Source organism: Corallococcus exercitus, from assembly GCF_003611585.1.
Classification (GTDB): Bacteria; Myxococcota; Myxococcia; order Myxococcales; family Myxococcaceae; genus Corallococcus; species Corallococcus exercitus.
In genome coordinates this window covers 1-22,903 of sequence record NZ_RAVW01000019.1, presented here as the reverse complement: position 1 = coordinate 22,903, position 22,903 = coordinate 1, and the positions used below count along the sequence as shown (strand labels likewise).

Below are 22,903 nucleotides of genomic sequence, written 5' to 3'. Positions count from 1 at the left end.
GACCGTTCCTACGTTGGAGCTGAAGGGCTCCCGGGGAGCGGAAGGCCCGGACCGCCCTGCCGCGAGGAGCCGCTCAGGGGGATGAGGATGCGCAAGCGCGAGTGGACCCGGACCGCGGACCAGGCGGTGGAGCCCTGGAGCCTGCTGCGTGACGCCGTGCTCCCGGGAGCCGTGGCCGGCACGCTGGGCGCTTTCGTGATGGCGCTGCTCGCGTGCGCGTTCACGGGCGTGCTGCACGGCGAGCCCTGGCGGCCGGCGATGCGGGTCGCGGGGCTGTTCTTCCGGAGTGGAGAGACCCAGGGCGCGGGCGTGGCGCTGGTGGGTGTGCTCACCCACTTCGCGGTGGCGGGGGGACTGGCCACGGGCTTCGCGCTCCTGCTGCCCCGGAAGGGCACGGGGGTGGCGGCGCTCCTGTTGGGGGAGCTCTACAGCCTGGGCGCGTGGTTGCTGATGACGCGACTGCTGCTGCCCTTCGGCTCGCCGCCGCTGGCCCGCGAGGACGCCTCCGCGCTGCTGCTCCTGTTGCACCTGGCTTTCGGAGCGGCGCTCGGGACGGTGCCCGCCGCACGCGGCGTCCTCACCCGCGTGGACCGGCTGCGGCACGGGCTCCGGCTCCTGAGGCAGAAGGCCTGAGCCTTCCACTGGCCGCCAGTCGGGCAGCCCCACCCTCTTCGCCGGGCCCTTGCATGCATAACGTCCTCACATGAGCCAAGGAGCGATCCAGCGCACCCTCACCCGGCTGCGCTCCACACGCCTGGCGGAGAGGCTGGGCACGAGCTACTGGCTGCTCCCCGCCCTCTGCGTGATGGTGGCCATCGCCCTGTCCTCCGGCGCCGAGGCGCTCGACGCGCGGCTGCCCCAGACGGACTTCGCCTGGTACCTCTTCCGCGGCGGTCCGGAGGGAGCGCGCTCGGTGCTCTCCGCCGTGGCGTCCTCGATGATGACGTTCTCGGGGCTCGTCTTCTCCGTCACCATCCTCGTGCTCCAGCAGGCCAGCAACCAGTACTCGCCCCGCATCCTGCGCACGTTCCTGAGTGACCGGCAGAGCCAGCTCACCCTGGGCATCTTCGTGGGCACGTTCGTCTACGCCCTGCTGACCCTGCGCAGCGTGCGGGGGACGTCCGAGGAGTTGCACATCCAGGCCCACGTGCCGTCGCTGTCCGTCTGGCTGGCGCTGGTGCTCGTGCTGCTCTGCGTGGGGGCGTTCATCTTCTTCATCCACCACGTCGCCCAGTCCATCCGCGCCGTGGTCATCCTGGGACGCATCCACGACGAGACGCGCGCGACGCTGGAGCGGATGTATCCGCAAGGGGTGGGGCAGGACACGCACGAGCCGGAGCTCCAGCGGCCGCTGACGCCCCCCTCGCTGGTGGTGCCCCACACGAGGTCCTCCGGCGTGCTCGTCACCGTGAACGAGGACCGGCTGATGGCCTGCGCGAAGAAGGCCGGTGTGCTGGTGGGGCTGGTGCCGATGATGGGCGACTTCGTGCCGCACGGCGCGCCGCTCCTGGAGGTGTGGGGCGACGCCGAGGAGCTCGACGTGAAGGCCCTGACGGACGCGGTGGGCACGGGCCGGGAGCGGACGCTCCAGCAGGACACCGCCTTCGGCTTCCGCCAGCTGGTGGACGTGGCGGAGCGGGCGCTGTCTCCCGGCATCAACGACCCCACCACGGCGGTGCAGGCCCTCGACCCGCTCCACGACCTGCTGCGCCACATGGTGCACCGGCGCTTCCCATCCCCGTCACGCAAGGATGACGCCGGCGCGCTCCGGCTGCTGTGTCCCCGGCCGGACTGGGACGCCTATGTGCGGCTCACCGTGGATGAGATCCGCCTCTTCGGCGCGGGGGACCTCCAGGTGACCCGGCGCCTGCGCTTCCTGGTGACGGACCTGCTGAGCGTGGCCCCGGCCTTCCGCCGTGAGGAGCTGGAGCGGCAGCTGCGCCTGCTGGACGCCAGCATCGACCGCGCCTTCCAGGACGCGAGCGACGCCGCCATGGCCCGCCGCCCCAGCCCCCAGGGCCATGGCCCCAGGTGAGCCAGTCCTACGGATTCACGGGCCCCGCGGGCTCCGGCGGCCTCGCGCTCCTCGGGTCCTCCATCGCTCCCGGCAGGGCCTCCACCGGGAACGGACCCGGCGGAATCGTGGGCCGGAAGCGCGTGCGCGTCTCCAGCACGCACACCGTCAGCAGCACGGCCACGAACACCACCGACGTGATCAACACCAGCCCGTTGCTCGCGCGCTGCTCGCGCAGGTGCATGTAGAACAGGGCGATGAGCAGCCCCTTCGCTCCCGCGATGAGAAGCGCCACCGGCAGCGACCACGCGCCGTGCGGCAGCTTGTGCAGCAGGTACGTCAGCGTCGTCAACGCGAGCAGCACCGCGCCCACGACGAGCACGCCCGCCACGCCCAGCTGACGCTCCGGCTTCTCCACCGCGTCCTCGGCCACGGGCCCGCTCCTCATGACAGGTACAGGATGGGATAGACGAACAGCCAGATGACATCCACCAGGTGCCAGTACATGCCGCCCAGCTCCACCGGCGTCGCGTACGACGGCCCGAACGCCCCCGACGCGGACCGCACGCCCAGCACCGTCAGCACGCTCACGCCCACCGTCACGTGCAGCGCGTGGAGGCCTGTCAGCAGGTAGTACAGCGTGAAGAAGAGGCTCGCCCCCACGCGCGGCACCTCCGCGAACCGGTACGCGTCTCCCGGCAAGCCCCCCTCCCTCACGTGGTGCGAGTACTCCACGCCCTTCACCCCCAGGAACACGATTCCCAACAGCGCCGCCGCCAGCAGCAGCGCGCCGCCCAGCCCCGGCCGGTTGCCTCTCACCGCGTGCACCGCGAGCGCCACCAGGATGCTGCTCGACACCAGGAGGAACGTGTTCAGCGTGCCCAGCCCCACCTCCATCGTGAGCTGCGCGGCGCGGAACGCCTCCGGGTACACCGAGCGATACACGCCATAGGCCGTGAACAACCCCGCGAAGAGCAACACCTCCGTCGCGATGAAGACCCACATGCCCAGGTACGCCGCCTGCTTGCGCGCGTCCTCGGAGCCCCAGTGCTCCGTTACGGCCTCAGGCGGCATGCGGCACCTCCTCCCGCGCGTACTCGTGCGGGCCGGTGGGGTACTCGGGCGTGACGTGGAAGTTGTGCGTGGGCGGCGGGGAGGCGCTCCGCCACTCGAAGCCGTCACTGCCCCAGGGGTTGTCCCCCGCGACGGCGCCGTACTTCAGGCTCCACGCCAGATAGGCCGCGATGATCAGGAACCCGAACGCCAGCAGGGACGCGCCCGCCGTGGACGCCACGTGCAGCGACTGGAAGTGCGGCGGGTAGTCCGCGTACCTCCGGGGCATCCCCATGTTGCCCAGCAGGAACTGCGGGACGAACGTGGTGATGAAGCCGAAGATGATCAGCACCGCAGCGCTGTTGGCCAGCTTCGCCGGGAAGCACCTCCCGAACATCTTCGGGAACCAGTAGTGCAGCGCCCCCAGGAACGCCATCACCGTGGCCCCCACCATGATGAAGTGGAAGTGCGCCACCACCGAGTACGTGTCGTGCCAGTGCAGGTTCAACGACGTGGTCGAGTACGCCACGCCAATCATCCCTCCGAAGAAGAGGAAGAACATGAACCCCAGCGTGTAGATGAGCGGCGACTCGATGGCGATGGAGCCCCGGTAGAGCGTGCCCAGCCAGGAGAAGATTTTGATCGCCGTGAAGATGGCCACCAGCATCGACATGGCGCCGAACGCGCCGGAGCCGAAGATGGACTGGCCGGACGCGAACATGTGGTGGCCCCAGGTGAAGAACCCCACGAACGCGATGCCCAGCGTGGAATAGACAATCATCCGGTAGCTGAAGGCGTTCTTGCGGCTGAAGGCACACACCGCCTCGCTGATGACGCCCATGGACGGCAGCACCATGATGTAGACGGCCGGGTGGCTGTAGAACCAGAACAGGTGCTGGAAGAGCAGCGGGTCTCCGCCGCGCGCGGGGTCGAAGATGCCCGCGCCCACCACCCGCTCCAGCGCCACCAGCAGCAGCACCATGCCCAGCACCGGCGTCGCCAGCACCTGGATGATGGACGTGCCGTAGATGGCCCAGACGAACAGCGGCAGCTTCATCCACGTCAGGCCCGGCGCCCGGAGCGTGTGCACCGTGGCGATGAAGTTGAGCCCGGTGACGATGGTGGAGAACCCGATGATGAACACGCCCACCAGCACCGGCAGCACCGCCGTGCCCGTCGTGGTGCTGTAGGGCGTGTAGAAGGTCCAGCCCGTGTCCGCGCCGCCCTCGAACATGCCCCACAGCGTGACGCTGGCGCCCAGCACGTAGAGGTACACGGACGCCAGGTTGAGCCGGGGGAAGGCCACGTCCCGGGCGCCAATCATCAGCGGCACCAGGAAGTTGCCGAAGGCGGACGGGATGGCCGGAATCATGAACAGCCACACCATGGTGACGCCATGGAGCGTGAACATCCGGTTGTACGCCAGGTGCCCCATGATGGTGCGGCCCGGCGTGAGCAGCTCGATGCGCAGCGCCAGCGCGAACAGGCCGCCCACGAGGAAGAAGAAGAGCGTCAGCACCAGGAACATCACCCCGATGCGCTTGTGGTCGTGCGTCGTGAGCCACGACCACAGGGTGCGTCCGTCCGACAGGTAGGACTCAGCGGCCGGTGGGGACATAGACGGGCTCCTCGGCCGCGGTGACACCCGGGCGCAGGGGACGCAGGGACTTGATGAACTCCACGAGCGCGCCGGAGTCCTCCGCGCTCAAGCGGCCGTGGTAGCCGGGCATCACGGGCGCGTAGCCGGCCACCACCTTCGCCAGCGGATCCATCATGGACTCGGTGAGGTACGCCTCGTCCGCGAGCACCGCGCCGCCGCCCTCCAGCGGCTCCTTGCGGCCATACAGCCCCAGCCACGTGGGACCGATGTGCGGCGCGCCCGTCACCGTGTGGCATTGCAGGCAGCCCTGCGCGGTGGCGATGCGCTCGCCCCGGACGGCCATCGTCTCCGGCGTGTTGGCGCCCGGCAGCGCGGCCACGGGGAGGTTCCGGCGCTGGGCGTCCCGCCAGGACTCGAAGTCCGCGGGCGACAGCACCACCACCTCGGCGCGCATCTGCGAGTGGTCCAGCCCGCAGTACTCCGCGCACAGCACCAGGTGGCGGCCGGGCTTCGGCGCCTCGAACCAGAGGTCGGTGTAGCGGCTGGGCACGGCGTCGCGCTTCATGCGGAAGTCCGGCACGTAGAAGGAGTGGATGACGTCCCGCGAGGTGATGAGCAGCCGCACGGGCCGGCCCGCGGGCACCACCAGCGTGTCGATGGCGCTGGGGCCTCCGGGATAGGTGAACTTCCACATCCACTGCTTGCCGGTGACGTACACGTCCAGCGCGTCCTGGGGCGGGCTCATCACCCAGACGAACTGCTGGAAGCCCAGGACGAACCAGAGCAGGAACAGCGACAGCGGCACGCCGATGAACAGCCCCTCCATCCACGTGGGCGCCACCACGCGCGGCGTGGCGTCCGACGCCGTGCGCCGGTGGTAGCGCACCAGGAAGACGATGCCGACCGTGCCAATGCCCACCGCCACCGCGAGCGTGGTGAGGAGCAGGAAGTAGTGCAGGTGATCCACCTTCACGGCGAAGGTGGAGCCCTGCTCCGGGAGGAAGAAGAGCCGGCGCAGCAGCTCGTTCATCGCGCGCCTCCTTCGGCTTCGGAGAGCAGCTGCCGCATGGCCGCGTCGATGGGCTGGTGGATGACACCCGCGTCCACGTCCACCCAGCCGTAGCCCTCCAGCCGCTCGCGCTGCCGGGCCTTCAGCTCATCCGCGCGCCGGTCCAGCGAGAAGGGCACCGGGTCGATCATGCCAATCTGGAGGGTGCCCGGAGGGAGCGGGAGCGGACGCTCGGTTCCGGGGCGCCAGAGGATCCACAGGGCCCACGCCGCGACACTGGCCGCCGCGAGCAGCGCCAGCGCCACGGCGCCGACGCGCAGCAGCCACGCGGTGGGCAGCCGCTCCAGCTCCGGAGGCGGTGGACGGGGTTCGCTCATGGCGGGCGCACCTGGAGCGAGTGGACGAGGTAGGGATCCGCCACGGGCACGGGATAGGCTCCGCGCGTGAGCCAGAGGGCCGCCGCCACGGACAGGCCGCCCACGCCCACCCACGCGGTGAGCGCCGTCCACGGAATGACGACGGCCTCCGGGAAGAGCGAGGGGAACAGCAGCCACGCCACGTCCACGGCATGCATCGCCAGCATCCACAGCGCCACGGCCCCCAGCGCCCGGGGGCGCGCCTTGAGCTCGCGCGACAGGAGGAGCGCGAAGGGGATGACGAAGTGGCCCAGCATCAGCACCAGCGACACCGCGCCCCAGCCGTCCTCCAGGCGGACGCGGTACCAGCTCACCTCCTCCGGCAGGGCGGCGACCCACATGAGCATGAACTGCGAATAGGCGATGTAGGCCCAGAAGCAGATGAAGGCGAACAGCAGCGTGCCCAGCCGGTGGTAGTGGCCGGGGGACAGCAGGCTGCCAAAGTGCGGCGTGTCCCGCGTGGCCGCGCCCGCGACGATGACCAGGGCGAGCCCGCCCACGAAGGCGCCGGAGAAGACGTGGACGGCGTAGACGGTGGACTGCCACGTCGCCTCCAGCGACATCATCCAGTCCAGCGTCATGAAGGAGAACGTGAGGCCCAGCGCGGGCAGCGAGCCCCCGCTCAGCCGCCGCTGCCACAGCGTCCAGCGCAGGTCGCCCGTCGCGTCCTGCCGCACGGACCAGCGGTACAGCAGCGCCCCCACCAGCCCCCAGGTGAGGAAGTACAGCGCCGCGCGCACCAGGAAGAAGGGCACGTTGTTGTAGAGCCGCCGGTGGTCGAGCACCTGCAACGCGTGCTCGCCCAGGTCCGCGGAGGGCGCGACCCACGGGTACAGGTGCCGCATCCCCAGCGCGAGGGGCACGAAGAGCAGGAGGAACAGCGGCGCGATGGCGGCCGTGACCTCCAGCGCGCGGCGCAGCACCACGGGCCAGCGCGCCTTCGACGCGTGGAAGGAGGCGAGCAGCAGCAACACGCCCAGGCACAGCCCCAGCCAGTAGGTGAACCCGAAGAGGTACCCCGCCAGGGCCTGGCGTACGTCGACGAAGGCGCCGAGCGCGGTGGCCGCGAGGCCCACGACCCCCAGCGCCGCGCTGATGATCCGCGCGCGCCGTCCGCCCTCGAAGCGTGGAAGCACGGGAGGCGTCATCGCGTGCGGACCTCCTGGCGCAGCCGCGCCTGCACATCGGGGGGTGCGGCGGTGAGCGGGGCGCGCTGACTGCGGCCCAGCGCTCTCAGGTACGCGACCACGGCCCAGCGCTCATGCGGCGCCAGCTGCGGGCCGTAGGCGGGCATCACGCCGAAACCGTCGGAGATGACCGCGAAGTAGAAGCCCGGCGGGTGCGGCAGGTCTCCCGTCGTGGAGGGCTCGTCGAGCCGCCCCTCCATCGCGAGGCCGCGCCCTCCCACGAGCGCATGCTGCCGGGCCCGGGCCGCGGCCGCGTCGCTGACCGTCACCCGCCCCGCGTCCGGGCTGCCCGGCGCTCCGGGCCGTGACTCCGGGCCCACGGGTGACGCCGCCCAGGCCTGGGGCCAGCCCGCATCGCGCGCCCAGGAGAGCGCGGCACCGGGCCGCCCCGCGTCGGACGTGTCCCTCACGGCGCCCCACCCGTCCACCCTCTCGGGCAGCGGGAAGGCCTCCGGTCCCGCGCGTGCGGTCACGGCCTGCGTTCCCGTGTACGGGGCTTCGTTCTCCGCCACGCCGTAGACCACCTGGGCCGCGTGGTCGTGCGGCACGAACAGCCCGGGCGGCCGGCGCAGCGGCATCTTCCGGGCCACGATGGCATCCCCGTCCCCCGTCAGCCCGTGGCACACCGCGCACCAGGTCTCATAGGCCGTGCGCCCCTCCTCCAGCAGCTCACGGGTGAGCGGCACCGGCACGACCTGGAGCCAGCCTCCCTCCGCCGTGAGCCCCGACGAGTCCCCTCGCGTGCGCCACTCCCGCGCCACCGTCCCCCGCACCAGGGGCCGCATGGCGCGGCCATCGTCGAAGAACGTGCTCGCCTCGAACGCCTCCGCGCGCGGCTGCGCCGCCATCGGATCCGTGTCGACGCACGCGACCGTCCCACCCAGCAGCACGGTGAGCATCCAGCGCCTCATCGCGCGCCCTCGTCCACCACCGACACCTGCCGCGCCCCCAGCTCGCGCAGCGCCGCCTCCACCGCCGGCGCGTCCTCCGCGTCCACCGCCACGCTCGCCCAGAAGCCATCCACGGACGCGCTGCGGAAGGACTCCACGTCGAACACCGGGTGCGTGACGTGCGGGAAGCCGAAGAGCACCATCAGCGCGCCGAAGACCATCAGCGCCGCGCTCAGCACGCCCAGCTCGAACGTGATGGGCAGGTTCGTGGGCACGCTGTGCAGCGGCCGGCCTCCCACGTCCAACGGATAGTCCACGGCGTTCGTGAACCACTGCGCCACGTACGCGAACGCCGCGCCTCCCAGTCCCGCGGCCAGGGTCAGCGGCGGCAGCCACGAGCGCTTCAGTCCCAGCGCCTCGAACGTCTCCTCCACCGGGAACGGCGTGTGCGCGTCCAGCTGCATGAAGCCCTTCGCGCGCAGGGCCTTGAGCGCGGCCACCAGCGCGTCGCTGGACGTGAACTCTCCCAATACCCAGTGGCGGTTCATGGCGCACCGCCGGGCCGGGTGCCCTGCTCACGCCGGAACTGGAGCGACGCGTCCACCTCGCGCTGGAGCTCCTTCATCTCGCTCATGGACACGGGCGGCACGAACTTCAGGAACAGCAGGAACGCCGTGCCGAAGAACGCCACCGTGCCGCCCAGCAGGCTCCAGTCCACCCACGTGGGCCGGTACGCCGCCCAGGACGAGGGCAGGAAGTCCATGCTCAGCGACGCCACCACGATGAGGAAGCGCTCCGTCCACATCCCCACGTTGATGAGCAGCGCCGCCACCCAGAGCACCACCACGTTCGTGCGCAGCCGGGGGAACCAGAACAGCTGCGGCACCCCCACGTTGCAGAACACCTGCATCCAGAACAGCGGCGCGTACGGCCCGAAGAACTCGGCCTGCGTGGCGTGCATCTCGAAGGGGTTCGCGCTGAACCAGGCGAAGAAGTGCTCCTGGATGTAGCCGTAGGCCACCATCCACCCCGTGGCCATCAGCACCTTCGCCATGTTGTCCAGGTGCAGCGGCGTCACCACGTGCTCGATGCGCAGCGCCTTGCGCGCCGGAATCAACAGCGTGAGCACCAGCGCGAAGCCGCTGAACACCGCGCCCGCGACGAAGTACGGCGGGAAGATGGTCGTGTGCCAGCCCGGCAGCTGCGCCACCGCGAAGTCGAAGGACACGATGGTGTGCACACTCACCACCAGCGGCGTGGCCAGCCCCGCCAGCAGCAGGTAGCCCGTGCGCCACTGCCGCCAGTGCCGCGCCGAGCCGCGCCACCCCAGGCTCGCCAGCCCGTACCAGAAGCGCGCCCGGGGCGTCCTCGCCGTGTCGCGCGCCGTGGCCAGGTCCGGAACCAGCCCCACGTACCAGAACAGCAGCGACACCGTGAGGTACGTCCCCACCGCCGCGATGTCCCACGTCAGCGGCGAGCGGAACTGCGGCCACGCCCGCAGGCTGCTGGGGTACGGCACCAGCCAGTAGAACTTCCACGGCCGCCCCAGGTGCAGCAGCGGGAAGAGCCCCGCGCACGTCACCGCGAAGAGCGTCATCGCCTCCGCGAAGCGGTTGATGGACCCGCGCCACTTCTCCTGGAACAGCAGCAGGATGGCGCTGATCAGCGTCCCCGCGTGACCAATCCCGATCCACCACACGAAGTTCGTGATGCCGAACGCCCACGCCACCGGGATGTTGTTGCCCCACATCCCCACGCCCACGAAGAGCGTGACGCCGATAGCAACCGTCAGCACCGCCGTGCCGGCCAGCCCGAACCCCAGCAGCGCCCACCAGGTCCGGCCCGGAGGGCTGTGCACGTACGCCAGCAGCGATTCGCTGTAGGCGCGGTCGGAGTGGCGCCCCTCCAGCAGCGGGTGCTCGGCGAGCGGATCTCCGGGCGCGGGCACCTGCGGATCGGCCGTGCTCATGCGCCTCCCTTCGGCGCCGGGTTCTTCAGGCGCACCAGGTGCACCGTGCGCGGCCGGGTGCCCAGCGTGTTGAGCAGCTTGTAGTGCCGGGGGTCCTCATGCTCGCGGCGCACGCGCGACTCCGGGGCGCGCAGGTCTCCGAAGGTGATGGCCTCCGTGGGACAGGCCTGCTGGCACGCGGTGAGGACTTCACCCTCGCGCACGTCCCGGTGCGCCGAGCGCGCGACCGTGCGGGCCCGCTCGATGCGCTGCACGCAGTACGTGCACTTCTCCATCACGCCGCGCGAGCGCACCGTCACGTCCGGGTTCTGGCGCAGGCGCGTGAGGGGCTCACGCTGCTGGTACTCCAGATAGTTGAAGCGACGGACCTTGTAGGGGCAGTTGTTGGAGCAGTACCGCGTCCCGATGCAGCGGTTGTAGACCATCTGGTTGAGGCCCTCGTCCGAGTGGACGGTGGCGTTCACCGGGCACACGTACTCGCAGGGCGCGGCCTCGCAGTGCACGCACGCCACGGGCTGGGTGATGAAGCCCGGGTCGTCCGGGTCGCCCAGGAAGTACCGGTCGATGCGCAGCCAGTGCATCTCCCGGCTCTTGAGCACGCCGTCGCGCCCCACCACCGGCACGTTGTTCTCCGCCTGGCAGGCCACCATGCACGCGCTGCACCCCGTGCACCGGTGCAGGTCGATGGCCATGGCCCACTGGTGGCGGTCGCTCTTCAGCAGCGCGGCGGGTGGATAGAGCCGCTCGCCGTCCTCCTGGAGTGGCTGGAGCGCCTGGGGCTTCGCGCGGAAGGCCGCCTGCGCCAGTTGGAGCGCCAGCTGGCGCCCCTCCATGCTCCAGTGCTCCTGCGTGAGCGCCAGGGCCTGGTGCCGGCCCGTGCGGGTGATGCTCCCGAGGCCCCCCCCCCAGGGCATGTACCGGGACCGCAGCGGGTACGCGTTGACGCCCACGCCCTGCCCCACCGGGCCCACGCGCTCGCGGCCGTGGCCCAGCGCCAGCGTCACCGTGTCGTCCGGCTGGCCGGGCAGCACCAGCACGGGCACCTCCACCGCCTGCCCCAGCACCTCCAGCCGCGCCACGTCGCCCTTCTCCAGTGACAGGGCCCGCGCGGTGGCCGGGGAGAGCAGCGCCGCGTTGTCCCAGGTGAGCTTCGTCACCGGGTCGGGCAGCTCCTGGAGCCACGCGTTGCCCGCGAAGCGGCCGTCGTACAGCCGCGAGTCCAGCACCAGGGACAGCTCCAGGCCCTCGGGGGCTTTGCTCAGGTGGCTCGCGCGGGCTTCCGCCCGGAGGTCCGGTGCGTCCTGCACGATGCGCAAGGACGCCAGTCCCGCGACCTCCAGCGCGTCCTGCACCACCGCGGCCTCGTCCAACACGGCCCGCGCAGGCGGCGCCTGGGTGCCGGGGATGACACCGTCCGCGAGCCAGGTCTCCCACCGCGCCTCGAAGTCCAGCGGTGCGCCCGAGCGTTCGCGCCACAGGGACTTGAGCAGCTCGTACGGGCTCTGCGACTCCAGGCCCGCGAAGACGGACAGGAGCTCCACCTCGGAGACCGCGCCGGGGAACAGGGGTGCGATGAGCGGTTGCAGTACGGACGCGGTGCCGTCGGGTGCGCGGCCATCGCGCCAGGACTCGAAGGGGTGCGTCGCGGGGACGAAGGTGGGGCAGCGCGCCGCCGTCTCGTCCTCGTGGAGGCCGTGGTACAGGCGGAAGGGCGCGCGCTCCAGGTTGCGCGTGAAGTTCGAGTCCACGGTCATCGTCCAGGCCGGGTTCCACGCCGTGATGATCAGCGTGTCCACCCGTCCATCGAACAGCTCCGCCATGAGCAGGTTCAGCGCCTCCGGGCCTTCGTCCGGAAACGCCACGGGTTCGAGCAGCCGGGGCGTGTTGCCCAGCGCCTCGTCCACCGCGAACGCCAGCTCATGCACCAGCGGCGGCTGGCGCGGGCCCACCGTCACCCGGCCCTGCCCCCGGTGCGCGAGCAGGTCCCTCGCCGCGCCGCGCACCCAGGCGCGCTGCGCGTCCGTGAGCGCGGTCGCGGGAACGCGCAGCTGCGCGAGCTTCGCGGCCAGGGTCTCCGTGACACGCGGGCCCGGGCCACCTTCCGCGGGGGCCGCGCGCGAGGGAGCCGCCGGAGCCCGTGCGCCCGCACCTCCTTCGTTGGGGCCAGGCACCGGACCCACCGGAGCGTTCGCGCCCGTGCTCCCGGATATGCCCCCGCCCACCTCCGCCGCCAGCGCGAGCATCAGCGCGACGCCCTGCGAGGGCCGCATCCGCAGCCGCTCGTCCGCGAAGCCGCCCGTGAGGGTCAGCGTGCTCTCCGCGACCCACAGCCGGTTCATCGCCTCCGGCTTGCGCGCGCTCACGAAGTCCCGCGCCGCGCGCAGGTGCCCGGGCTGTGTGGTCGCGAGGAAGTCATCGTCCACCGCCACCACCACCGCGCGCCCGACGTCGTGCACCACGTCCAGCACCCTGCCGTAGGCCAGCCGAGTGCCCTCGCGGCGCCCGTCCGCCAGGGCCACGCCGCAGGGGATGATCCGCGCATACGGGAAGCGCTGCTGGATGCGCGCGTACAGCGCCTGCACCAGCGGACTGCCCGTGGGCTCCACCAGGAAGCGCAACCCCGCGCCTCCGTCCTGGCGCTCGGCCTGCTTACGCAGCGCGTCCCGCACGGTGCTCCACGCGGCCTCCACGCCTTGCAGCCGCGCGGTCTTCGCCCTCGCGGGGTCGTAGAGTCCCAGCAGCGCCGCCTGCTCGAAGACTCCCGCCGCGCCCAGGCTCGCCGGATGCAGCGGGTTGCCCTCCACCTTCGTGGGCCGGCCCTCGTGGCTCTCCACCACCAGGCCCACCGTGCGCCCGCTCCACTCCAGCCCCGTGGCGAAGTGCAGCGGCACTCCCGGCGTCAGGCCCTCCGGCGGTGTCGAGTACGGGAGGATCTTCTCCGGCGGCTGACGGAAGCACCCGCTGAAGCCCGCCGCCGCCAGCGACGCGGTCGCCAGTTGCAGGAAGGTGCGCCGAGCCACGCCCTCGGGCGGGAGCATCGCGCCCGGGGGATGCTCTCTCGACACGGCCTCGGGGCCGGGTCCTCCCGCGTGCCACTCCTCCAGGCTCCTCCACGCGCGCACCGGCTCCGTCGCGGGCGCGTCAGGGGCATCCGTGCGGGCGGGGTCGGTCAGAAGTGGCATGTGTTGCAATCCGTCCTCGGGTTCACGTCGAGCGCGGCCTGCACCGCGCGGCCCGTCTCCCTGGGGTCTCCCGGGGGGCGCCACGTGAGGTTCGCGACCTCGGACACGGGGCGCAGCCAGGGCGTCGGGTCGCGGTGACAGTCCAGGCACCAGCCCATGGTGAGCGGCGCCACCTGCTGCACGGCCGGCATGGTGTCCACGCGGCCGTGGCAGGTGACGCAGCCCACGCCCTTGTTCACGTGGGCTTGATGGCTGAACCAGACGTAGTCCGGCAGCGCGTGCACCCGGTTCCACGGAAGCGGCGTGCCGTCGAAGCCACTGGCGCGCACCGGCTCCAGCCTCGCGCTCTCGTTCCACACCTGCGCGTGGCATCCCAGGCAGCGCTGCGTGGGCGGCACGCCCGCCACCGGCGAGCGCCACGCGCCCTCATGGCAGTAGCCGCACGGGATGCCCTCGTCGCCCACGTGGTGCCGGTGGTCGAACGGGAGTGGCTGTTCGTGGGGCGCGAACGAGCCCCGGCCCAGCGGGTTGCGCGCCAGGAGCAGCAGGCCCGCCAGCGACACCGCGGGCACACCCAGTGCCAGCGCGATGAGCGCCCGCAACACCGAGTCCGTTCCAGGACGGAACAGCGGAGCCATGGCCCTCCCCCTACAGCGTCAAAGCCCCGAGCACGCATGCACGCGAGGCGGGCGCGACTGTGGGCGCGGCCTCGCGGAGACCACCAGCCGCCCGTTCGCGTCCCGTCGCCTTTCACACGGCCAGGACGCGCGACGTTCGCCACTCCACACGAGTGTGGCTCCCCGGAGCAGCACGCGAGCGGCACCGGCTCGTGAGTGATCGATCCGCGATGCGCGAGGTCAGCACGCCCGCAGGTGTCCGCGAGCGCCCCACGCGAGCCACCCAAGACGAAGCCGTGTGTCCCGTCGTCCAGGGCCTCGGCGCGAAGCCCGCGCCCGGTGCCTCAGGACGGCGCTTCGGCGCGAAGCCCGCGCCCGGTGTCTCAGGACGGCAGCGTGCGCCCGCGCACGGGCGCGGAGGCCGTCATCACCGATGCCGCGCCCACGTACACGTCCACCGGCGACAGCGGCCCGGCGCCCGGCAACGCCGCCAGCTCGCGCACCACCGCTTCCTGCCCGTGACACGCCATGCCGCGCTCCATGCAGTCGCGCAGCGCTGACTGGAGCCACGCGGCGGAGTCCGTCTCCCGCGGCGCGTCCAGCAGCACCCCGCGCAGCACGTCCCGCAGCGCGGGCGACACGCCCCCCAGCGCCGCGTCCACCCCGGCCGCATCCTCCGGGACCACCGCGTTCCCCACGACCAGCCCCAGCAACACCCGCCCCAGCGCGCGCACGTCCTCCCGCGCCTCCACCGGCGAGCCCACCGCGTCCTCGCGGACCGGCAGCTCCACCACGTCCGGCCGCGACGGCGACGTGAAGCGGCGCAGCAGCGGACGCGCGGGCCGCAGCCCGAAGTCCGTCAGCGTCACCTCACCCCGGGGCCCCACGCGGATGCGGTGTGACTGCACGTCCCCGTGCACCACGCGCGCGCCATGCGCAGCCTGCAATGCACCCGCGACCTCCGCGCCCACGTGGCATACGAACGCCTCCGACGGCCGCGCCCCGCGCCCCATCACGCGCCTGCGCGCCGTGGCCAGCGAACAGCCCGGGACGTAGTCCGACACCACCGTCAGCGTGTCGCGCGCGTCCACCTGGAAGCCGTGCAGCCTCGCGATGCCCGGATGCCGCAGCGGCACCGCCCGCGTCAGCGCCTCCTCCAGCGGACGCCGCGTCTCCGGCGCCAGGCCCGACGCCAGCAGGAACGTCTTCACCACCAGCGGGCGCGCCTCGACGGGACCCGACTCCAGCGGCCACACCAGGGAGACCCACTCGCCCAGCGGGCCCCTCCCCAGCGGATGCAGGGGGGCGAACGCGGGCAGCCGGGAGGCGAACGGAAGCACGGACATGGCACCCTCCAACCCAACACATCCAACCTGGGACGTCAACCGGAACGGTCCTACGTCCCAGGTCCTGCGGTCCCCGGCACCCGGGCACACGGCCCGGAGTGCCAGGAAAGGTCCGAGGCTAGAAGTAGCCGCCGACCGTGGTCGTGATGCCGATGGTCACGTCGTTGCCGGAGAAGTTGCCCTGCTCCGAACCCAGGCTGCCCACGTCCTGGCTGATGAGCGCGCGCACCTGCGGGCCCGCGCCCACGAAGAAGTGCGGCGAGACGTGGAACAGGATGGGGGCGTTGAAATCCAGGACGAAGTTCACGTCGCTGCTGTTCGGGACGTGCGCGAACTGCACGCCGAAGCCCGCCTTGGGCCAGAAGGACACGCGCTCGTTGAGCGGCAGGTGGTAGCCCACGCGGCCCAGCACGCCCAGGCCCACGACGGTGCTGTCACCGAAGCCGAAGGCCACCAGCGCGGACGCGCCCACCGACAGGTTCTGCTGGAGGAAGTAGTCCGCGGACGGCTCCAGGCGGATCAGGAACACTTCCGAGGCGGTGTTGTAGCCCAGGAAGCCGTTGAGCTCCTGGCTGATGACGACCTGGCTGGCCTGCCCGAAGTCCGACGCCTTGCCGGGATCGCTGTTCAGGCTCGGCTCCTCAGCCGCCACCGCCTGCGACGACACCGCGAGTCCCGCCACCAGCGCCAGGCCCGTCCACTTGCTGTTTCCACGCATCGAGGTTTCTCCCCACGTTCGCGCCCGGCCGACCCTTCCCGGTGCGCATGCGGGGCCCCTTCTAGCCAAAGACCGCCGCAACGCGAGGATGTTTTCCCGCCTCCCCAACACTTCGTTGACACCCCACCATCAGCGCCGCGATCAGGAAAATCCTGATCGCGGCCCCTCCCTCTACAGGGATGAGAAAGAGAGAACCCCACGGGCCTCCCGGCGGAGGCGCGGCGGGCGAACCTGTCCGACTGTCGGACAGGTCTGGACCGCTTCGGGAGGAGGGGGCGTCCGGGGGCTTCAGCGCGCCGCGCGCACCAGGCCGCGAGCGCCCAGCACCGCGCCGCCCACCACGCCGCCCGTGAGCGCCGCCAGTCCCAGCGTCGCGGTGAAGCGCTTCCACGCGGGCGTTGGCGGCACGCTGCCCCGGGGGCCCACGCCTTCGGCCACGGGGGTGAAGAGGTTGCCCTCGGGCCGGTACAGCGGCGTGTCCGTCGTCTGCATCCGCGCGCCGAAGCGGGAGAGCACCGCCTTGCCCACCGACGGCGCCACGCCGTTGAGCCACAGCATCAGCCGTCCCTGGAGGAACGCCGGCACCGACGTGCGGCCCGGCCGCTTCGCCAGCCGCACCACCGCCCTCGCCACCAGGTCCACGTCGTACGTGGGCGGCACCGGCACGGGCTTCTTCCCGAGCATCGTGGGCGCGTGGTCGAACATGGGTGTGGACACGGACGGCACCAGCACGTTGGACACCTGGATGCCCGTGCCCTTCAGCTCCAGCTCCAGCGACTGCGCCCACCCCAGCGTCGCGTGCTTCGCCGCCGAGTACGCGGACAAGAGCGGCGCGGACCCCGCCGACAGCATGGACTGGATGTTGAGCAGGTGGCCGTGGCCCTGCTTCCGGAAGTGCGGCAGCACCGCGCGCGCGAAGCGGAAGTAGCCGAAGCACGCCACGTCGAACACTCGCGTGATGTGCTCCCAGGGCAGCTGGTCGAAGTAGCCGTAGGACTGCACCGCCGCCGCGTTCACCAGCAGGTCCACGCGGCCGTAGTGCGCCACACACTCGCGCACCACGCGCTCCACGTCCTCCGCCACCGTGACGTCGCCTTCACACACCAGGCACTCGCCGCCCTTCTGGAGCACCTCCACGCGCAGCCGCTCCAGCGCCGCCTGGCGCCGCGCGGTGACGCACAGCCGAACCCCGGCCTCCGCCAAGCGCAGCGCGGACTGCCAGCCCACGCCGCTCGAAGCGCCCGTGACGATGGCCACCTGTCCCCTCAAGTCCCCGTGACGCGCCATGCGCTTTGCCCCCTCCTCGCGAAGAGGTGGGGCTTCCGGACGGGCTTCGCACGGGACAAGCCCCCGAAATCCTCCGCGCGCCCCTCCCTCGCCCGGCCGCCTGGCGGGCCGGGGGGCAGGGCGCGCGGGGCTTCAGGCCCAGGAGACGTCGTAGACGGCGTCCACCAGCGACTGCGCCTGGCCGCGCACCTGCACGTCGTGCACGCCCGTCACCTCCAGCGCGGACTGGAGGATGCCCTCGTTGTAGGGCACCGGCATCAGCGAGCGCTTCATGATGACCCGGCCCGACGTGGGCCCCGTCCACTCCACGGTGCGCTCGCCGAAGTTCAGCGCCGTGCGGTAGCCGGAGTGCATCAACTCCAGCAGCCGCTTCGGGTCGCCTCCCGCCTGCTGCACGAAGTCGCGCGCGAACATGGAGTTGAGGAAGTCCAGCATCGCCTGCGTGCCAATCTGCCGCTGCGCCGCCTCATGCCCGCCCACGAGCGACGACAGCTGTTCGGCCGCGACGTAGGACAGCCGCAGGAAGCGCGGGAACGGATAGGTCTGCATGGGCATGAAGTCGGCGGTCTCGCCCACCTGCTCCAGACAGCGCGTCACCGCCTCCGGGCCGCCCAGGAATCGCACCGCGTCCAGCACGCCCAGGAAGAACAGGCCCCGGCTCGTGTCCTCCGGCGTCGTCGCGGCCAGGCGAGCCTCCAGGTCACGGGCGACGTCGTCGGGGAGATTCAGCGCGCCGTGCGGCATCAGCGTCGTCCTTTGAATGAGGGGGACTGGACCAGGCGGGGACCTGGCGGGGCGCGAGGATTCCACAGGTCTCGTTCCATCGCGAGTCCTGGATGGCCCCGCGTTGCGCCACGCGACACATGTTTCACGACGTGCGAGGTCCTTCCGGGCCTTCCCCGGATGAAGGCAGGAAGTGGCGCACCATGTCCATCAGGGAAGCCACCGACACCGGCTTGCGCAGATAGGTCACCGCGCCCGGTGGATGGAAGGGGCTGCCGGACAGCACGATGATGGGCACGCCCTCCAGCATGCGTGCCTCGGACAGCCGCTTGAGGAAGGCCTGTCCGTCCATCACCGGCATCATCAGGTCCAGCAGCACCAGCCCTGGCCGGGGATGGGACTCCAGCCAGTTCCATGCGTCCTGGCCATGGATGCATTGCGCGACGCGATAGCCCTCCATCTCCAACAGCGTCGCGACCGCGTCCCGGATGTCTTCCTCGTCCTCGATCAAGAGGATGAGGGGGGCACTGTCTGTCATGCAGTGTCTCCACTCGCTCTCTGCCACGTCCGGCCGTCACGTGGCTGTGGTCGTCCGGCTCCTCCTGAAGGCATGAAGGCCCCCGGAGAGGGTGGAGCCGGACGAGCGTTGGCACCGTGGAGAAATAACGGCTGGAGCCCCCCGGTCTGATTTCGCGGTCCGTGCATTTTCATGCCTGCCCGCCTGCTCTGACCGCCGGTTCGGGGTCGCGGGCCTTCGAGGCACTGGCCTCCCCCGCCGCGCGTCCCCATCTTCAGGGCCGGGGTTCCACGTGCGCGTCCAGTGTGGAGAGGAGCGGCCTTGAAGTTCCGCGACCTGTTGAAGGGTTGGCCCGTGCTGCGGCAGCTCACCCGCGGGGATGGCCGCGCGCTGGGGGACACGGCGATGACGGCGCGCAGCCGTTCGCTGGAGCCGCGCACGAAGTCCGCTGATGCGGTCGTGAAGTCCATCTGTCCGTACTGCGCGGTGGGCTGCGGGCAGGAGGTGCACGTGCGCGACGGGCGCATCCTCGACATCGAGGGCGACCCGCATTCCCCCATCTCGCGCGGCAGGCTGTGTCCCAAGGGCGCCGCCACCTTCCAGTTGGTCACGGGAACGCAACGCGTCCAGCAGGTCCTCTACCGCCGCCCCGGTGGCACGGAGTGGGAGCCCATCCCGCTGGAAGAGGCCATGGACAAGGTGGCCGAGCGCGTGAAGCGCACGCGCGACGCGACGTTCCAGCAGCGTGACGCGCAGGGCCACCCGGTGAACCGGACGCTGGGGCTGGCGCACCTGGGCGGGGCGACGTTGGACAACGAGGAGAACTACCTCCTCAAGAAGCTGTTCAGCGCGCTGGGCGTCGTGCAGGTGGAGAACCAGGCTCGAATATGACACGCGTCCACGGTGCCCGGTCTGGGCATCACGTTCGGTCGCGGCGGTGCCACGACGTTCCAGCAGGACCTGCAGCACTCGGACTGCATCCTCATCCAGGGCTCCAACATGGCCGAGTGCCATCCGGTGGGCTTCCAGTGGGTGATGGAGGCGAAGGCCCGGGGCGCGAAGGTCATCCACGTGGATCCGCGCTACACCCGCACCAGCGCGGTGGCGGACCTCTACGCGCCCATCCGCGTAGGGACGGACATCGCGTTCCTGGGCGGGCTCATCCACTACGTGCTGGAGCACGAGCGGTACTTCCGCGACTACGTGGTGCAGTACACCAACGCGGCCACGCTCATCCGCGAGGACTTCCTGGACACGGAGGACCTGGAGGGGCTCTTCAGCGGCTACCAGCCGAAGGACAACCGCTATGACATCGCGTCCTGGCAGTACCAGGACGTGGCGGGGGCCGTCCCCGCGGCGGGCCACAAGGAGCTGACGGACGAGCCGGGCGCGGGCGGCGGCGGGCACGACCACCGGGTGGACGTGCACGAGGAGCACCGCGACGAGACGCTCCAGCATCCGCGGTGCGTGTTCCAGCTCTTGAAGCGCCACTTCTCCCGCTACACGCCGAAGGTGGTGTCCCAGGTGTGCGGCGTGGACGAGGCGCTGTTCCTCCAGGTGGCCCAGACGCTGTGCGCCAACTCCAACCCGGAGCGCACCAGCGCGTTCTGCTACGCGGTGGGCTGGACGCAGCACTCGGTGGGCGTGCAGTACATCCGCACGGCGGCCATCCTCCAGCTCCTGCTGGGCAACATCGGCCGGCCCGGCGGCGGCATCCTCGCCTTGCGCGGGCACGCGTCCATCCAGGGCTCCACGGACATCCCCACGCTCTACAACCTGCTGCCGGGCTACCTGCCCATGCCGCACGCGAAGGCCTCGACGGACGGGCTGGAGCACTACATCCGCAACAACAAGTCCGGCAGCGGCTGGTGGTCGGAGTTCCCCAAGTACGCGGTGTCGCTGCTCAAGGCGTGGTTCGGGGACAAGGCCACGAAGGACAACGACTACCTCTTCGCCCACCTGCCCCGGCTGACCGGGAACCACTCGCACATGCAGACGGTGGCGGACATGGCGGACGGGAAGCTCCAGGGCTACTTCGTCATGGGGGAGAACCCCGCCGTGGGCAGCATGAACGGGGCGCTCCAGCGCAAGGGGCTGCGCAAGCTGGACTGGCTGGTGGTGCGCGACTTCACCCTCATCGAGACGGCGGAGTTCTGGCGCACGGCGCCGGAGGTGCAGTCCGGGCAGGTGCGGCCGGAGGACATTCAAACGGAGGTGTTCTTCTTCCCGGCCGCCGCGCACACGGAGAAGGACGGCAGCTTCACCAACACGCAGCGGCTGCTGCAATGGCATCACAAGGCGGTGGAGCCGCAAGGGGACACGCGCAGCGAGCTGCACTTCGCCTACCACCTGGGGCGCAAGCTGCGGCAACTCTACGCGGGCTCCCTGGACCCGAAGGACGCGCCGCTCCTGGACCTGACGTGGGACTACCCGACGCACGGGCCGCACGCGGAGCCCTCCGCGGAGGCGGTGCTGAAGGAGATCAACGGCTACACGGTGGCGGACGGCAAGCCGGTGGACGGGTTCACGGCGCTGAAGGACGACGGCTCCACGGCATGCGGCTGTTGGATCTACTCGGGTTGCTACAAGGACGGCGTCAACCAGACGGCGCGGCGCAAGCCGGGGCAGGAGCAGACGTGGGTGGCGCCCGAGTGGGGCTGGGCGTGGCCGTCCAACCGGCGCATCCTCTACAACCGCGCGTCGGCGGACGTGGACGGCAAGCCCTGGAGCGAGCGCAAACGCTACGTGTGGTGGGACGCCGGCCAGAAGAAGTGGACGGGCGAGGACGTGCCGGACTTCATCGCGGACCGGCCCCCGGAGTACCGGCCTCCCGAGGGCGCGACGGGGCTGGACACGCTCGCGGGCAATGATCCGTTCCTCCTGCAAGCGGACGGCAAGGGCTGGCTGTTCGCGCCCAGCGGGTTGATGGACGGGCCGCTGCCCACGCACTACGAGCCCATGGAGTCGGTGGTGCCGAATCCGCTCTACGCGCAGCAGTGCAGCCCCACGCGCGAGGAGTGGAGGCGCAAGGACAATCCCTATCACCGGGCCTGGGGCGATCCGCGCTACCCGTACCTCGTCACGACCTACCGGCTCACCGAGCACCACACGGCGGGCGGCATGTCGCGCTGGCTGTCCTGGCTGAGCGAGCTGCAGCCGGAGATGTTCTGCGAGATCTCCCCGGAGCTGGCGCGTGAGAAGGGGCTGGCCAACGGGGACTGGTGCACCATCGCCACGGCGCGAGGGGACCTCGAGTGCCGGGCGCTCGTCACGGAGCGTATCCGCCCGCTGAGGGTGAAGGGGCGGCAGGTGCACCAGATTGGCCTGCCGTACCACTGGGGCGTCACGGGGCGCGTGCGCGGCGAAGGGGCCAACGAGCTGACGGCGTTCGTCGCGGATCAGAACGTGGACATCCAGGAGTCGAAGGTGTTCACGGCGGACCTGCGGGCGGGGCGGATGCGCTCGGGAGAGCGGGCCGCGGCGGGAGCAGCGCAGCCTCCGCTCACGGTGCCGGAGGTGCCGCGCGATGTGACGCCGCCGGGTGAGACGGACCACACGGAAGCGCAGGAACCCGAGGGGAAGGGATAGGCGCATGGGGAGCCGCAAGGGGTTCTTCACGGACACGACGCTCTGCATCGGCTGCAAGGCGTGCGAGGTCGCGTGCAAGCAGTGGAACCAGCTTCCAGACGACGGCTTCCACTTCACGGGCATGTCCTACGACCAGACGGCGCACCTGGGCGCGTCGACGTGGCGGCACGTGGCGTTCGTGGAGCGGCCGGTGCCGTTGCAGGGGCAGACGTCGGGCGCGGGGGACTTCTCCTGGCTGATGATGTCGGACGTGTGCAAGCACTGCCAGCTCGCGGGGTGTCTGGAGGCGTGTCCCACGGGCGCCATCGTCCGCACGGAGTTCGACACGGTCTACGTGCAGCCGGACGTGTGCAACGGCTGTGGCTACTGCGTGTCGGCGTGTCCGTTCGGGGTGATTGACCGCCGCGAGGACGACGGCCGCGCGTGGAAGTGCACGCTCTGTTACGACCGCATCGGCGACGACCAGACGCCCGCGTGCGCGAAGGCGTGTCCCACGGCGTCCATCCAGTACGGCGACCTGGACGAACTGCACGCGCGAGCGGAGACGCGCGTGCGCACGCTGCATGAGCAGGGCATGACGGACGCGTACCTGTACGGGAAGGACGCGGAGAACCAGCCGGGCACGGGTGGGCTCAACGCGTTCTTCCTGCTCTTGGACAAGCCGGAGGTCTACAACCTGCCGCCCGACCCCGTGGTGCCGACGAAGAAGGCGCTGCGGTCGTGGGCCTCGGTGGCGATGGGCGCGGTGGGCATGGTGGCCATGGCGGTGGGCGCGGTGGTGTTGGGG

Annotated in this window: 20 protein-coding genes; 4 read left to right on the top strand and 16 right to left on the bottom strand. The window is 71.1% G+C overall.

The genetic code is table 11. The annotated features are described in order from the left end of the window. Positions 1 to 81: 81 nt before the first annotated feature. Entirely contained in the window at positions 82 to 633 is a 552-nt protein-coding gene (locus tag D7W79_RS04225; protein ID WP_120524035.1) for a hypothetical protein, read from the top strand. 70 nt (positions 634 to 703) lie between these two features. Further along, positions 704 to 2,035, top strand: coding sequence for a DUF2254 domain-containing protein (locus D7W79_RS04220; protein WP_120524034.1), 1,332 nt, complete (start codon positions 704 to 706; stop codon positions 2,033 to 2,035). Positions 2,036 to 2,042: 7 nt separating this feature from the next. Here D7W79_RS04220 and D7W79_RS04215 read toward each other — a convergent pair whose 3' ends face one another. The 16 genes from D7W79_RS04215 to D7W79_RS04135 all read right to left on the bottom strand — a co-directional run bounded on the left by D7W79_RS04215 (position 2,043) and on the right by D7W79_RS04135 (position 18,549). Continuing rightward, positions 2,043 to 2,447 carry a cytochrome C oxidase subunit IV family protein gene (locus tag D7W79_RS04215; protein WP_244221587.1) on the bottom strand — a complete coding sequence of 135 codons (405 nt, stop codon included), beginning with the start codon at positions 2,445 to 2,447 and terminating at the stop codon, positions 2,043 to 2,045. Between the two features lie 11 nt (positions 2,448 to 2,458). Beyond that, positions 2,459 to 3,088 (bottom strand): cytochrome c oxidase subunit 3, encoded by a 630-nt coding sequence (locus D7W79_RS04210; RefSeq protein WP_120524032.1) that lies wholly within the window; start codon positions 3,086 to 3,088, stop codon positions 2,459 to 2,461. Beyond that, positions 3,078 to 4,685 carry a cbb3-type cytochrome c oxidase subunit I gene (locus D7W79_RS04205; RefSeq protein ID WP_120524031.1) on the bottom strand — a complete coding sequence of 536 codons (1,608 nt, stop codon included), beginning with the start codon at positions 4,683 to 4,685 and terminating at the stop codon, positions 3,078 to 3,080. Before D7W79_RS04205 ends, D7W79_RS04210 begins: the two co-directional genes overlap by 11 nt. Next, the gene (gene coxB / locus D7W79_RS04200) at positions 4,666 to 5,697 is read right to left on the bottom strand and encodes a cytochrome c oxidase subunit II (protein ID WP_120524030.1); all 1,032 of its coding nucleotides are present in this window, start codon (positions 5,695 to 5,697) and stop codon (positions 4,666 to 4,668) included. The genes D7W79_RS04205 and coxB overlap by 20 nt, the downstream gene beginning before the upstream one ends. After that, positions 5,694 to 6,053, bottom strand: a complete 360-nt coding sequence (locus D7W79_RS04195) for a hypothetical protein (RefSeq protein ID WP_120524029.1) — start codon at positions 6,051 to 6,053, stop codon at positions 5,694 to 5,696. Before D7W79_RS04195 ends, coxB begins: the two co-directional genes overlap by 4 nt. After that, the gene (locus D7W79_RS04190) at positions 6,050 to 7,240 is read right to left on the bottom strand and encodes a hypothetical protein (RefSeq protein ID WP_120524028.1); all 1,191 of its coding nucleotides are present in this window, start codon (positions 7,238 to 7,240) and stop codon (positions 6,050 to 6,052) included. Before D7W79_RS04190 ends, D7W79_RS04195 begins: the two co-directional genes overlap by 4 nt. After that, a complete protein-coding gene (locus D7W79_RS44460; protein ID WP_244221586.1) occupies positions 7,237 to 8,190 on the bottom strand; it encodes a c-type cytochrome in 954 nt (317 codons plus the stop codon). Before D7W79_RS44460 ends, D7W79_RS04190 begins: the two co-directional genes overlap by 4 nt. Continuing rightward, positions 8,187 to 8,717 (bottom strand): DUF3341 domain-containing protein, encoded by a 531-nt coding sequence (locus tag D7W79_RS04180; RefSeq protein WP_120524027.1) that lies wholly within the window; start codon positions 8,715 to 8,717, stop codon positions 8,187 to 8,189. Before D7W79_RS04180 ends, D7W79_RS44460 begins: the two co-directional genes overlap by 4 nt. Beyond that, positions 8,714 to 10,138 carry an NrfD/PsrC family molybdoenzyme membrane anchor subunit gene (nrfD, locus tag D7W79_RS04175; RefSeq protein WP_120524026.1) on the bottom strand — a complete coding sequence of 475 codons (1,425 nt, stop codon included), beginning with the start codon at positions 10,136 to 10,138 and terminating at the stop codon, positions 8,714 to 8,716. The genes D7W79_RS04180 and nrfD overlap by 4 nt, the downstream gene beginning before the upstream one ends. Next, positions 10,135 to 13,320 (bottom strand): TAT-variant-translocated molybdopterin oxidoreductase, encoded by a 3,186-nt coding sequence (locus D7W79_RS04170; RefSeq protein WP_244221585.1) that lies wholly within the window; start codon positions 13,318 to 13,320, stop codon positions 10,135 to 10,137. Before D7W79_RS04170 ends, nrfD begins: the two co-directional genes overlap by 4 nt. Next, positions 13,308 to 13,958 carry a cytochrome c3 family protein gene (locus D7W79_RS04160; protein WP_120524025.1) on the bottom strand — a complete coding sequence of 217 codons (651 nt, stop codon included), beginning with the start codon at positions 13,956 to 13,958 and terminating at the stop codon, positions 13,308 to 13,310. Before D7W79_RS04160 ends, D7W79_RS04170 begins: the two co-directional genes overlap by 13 nt. 362 nt (positions 13,959 to 14,320) lie before the next feature. Continuing rightward, on the bottom strand, positions 14,321 to 15,283 hold the full coding sequence (locus D7W79_RS04155; protein ID WP_120524024.1) for a protein kinase: 963 nt from the start codon (positions 15,281 to 15,283) through the stop codon (positions 14,321 to 14,323). 118 nt (positions 15,284 to 15,401) lie between these two features. After that, positions 15,402 to 16,001, bottom strand: coding sequence for a hypothetical protein (locus D7W79_RS04150; RefSeq protein ID WP_120524023.1), 600 nt, complete (start codon positions 15,999 to 16,001; stop codon positions 15,402 to 15,404). 288 nt (positions 16,002 to 16,289) lie between these two features. Continuing rightward, on the bottom strand, positions 16,290 to 17,288 hold the full coding sequence (locus D7W79_RS04145; RefSeq protein ID WP_120524022.1) for an SDR family NAD(P)-dependent oxidoreductase: 999 nt from the start codon (positions 17,286 to 17,288) through the stop codon (positions 16,290 to 16,292). 132 nt (positions 17,289 to 17,420) lie between these two features. Continuing rightward, positions 17,421 to 18,032, bottom strand: coding sequence for a DUF2378 family protein (locus tag D7W79_RS04140; RefSeq protein WP_120524021.1), 612 nt, complete (start codon positions 18,030 to 18,032; stop codon positions 17,421 to 17,423). A 124-nt stretch (positions 18,033 to 18,156) separates the two neighbouring features. Continuing rightward, positions 18,157 to 18,549 (bottom strand): response regulator, encoded by a 393-nt coding sequence (locus tag D7W79_RS04135; RefSeq protein WP_120524020.1) that lies wholly within the window; start codon positions 18,547 to 18,549, stop codon positions 18,157 to 18,159. Between the two features lie 300 nt (positions 18,550 to 18,849). Here D7W79_RS04135 and fdh point away from each other — a divergent pair, with 300 nt between their 5' ends. After that, positions 18,850 to 22,116 carry a formate dehydrogenase gene (gene fdh, locus D7W79_RS04125; protein WP_276375042.1) on the top strand — a complete coding sequence of 1,089 codons (3,267 nt, stop codon included), beginning with the start codon at positions 18,850 to 18,852 and terminating at the stop codon, positions 22,114 to 22,116. A 4-nt stretch (positions 22,117 to 22,120) separates the two neighbouring features. Beyond that, on the top strand, positions 22,121 to 22,903 hold a 783-nt coding region (locus tag D7W79_RS04120; protein WP_208729632.1), incomplete at its 3' end, for a 4Fe-4S dicluster domain-containing protein.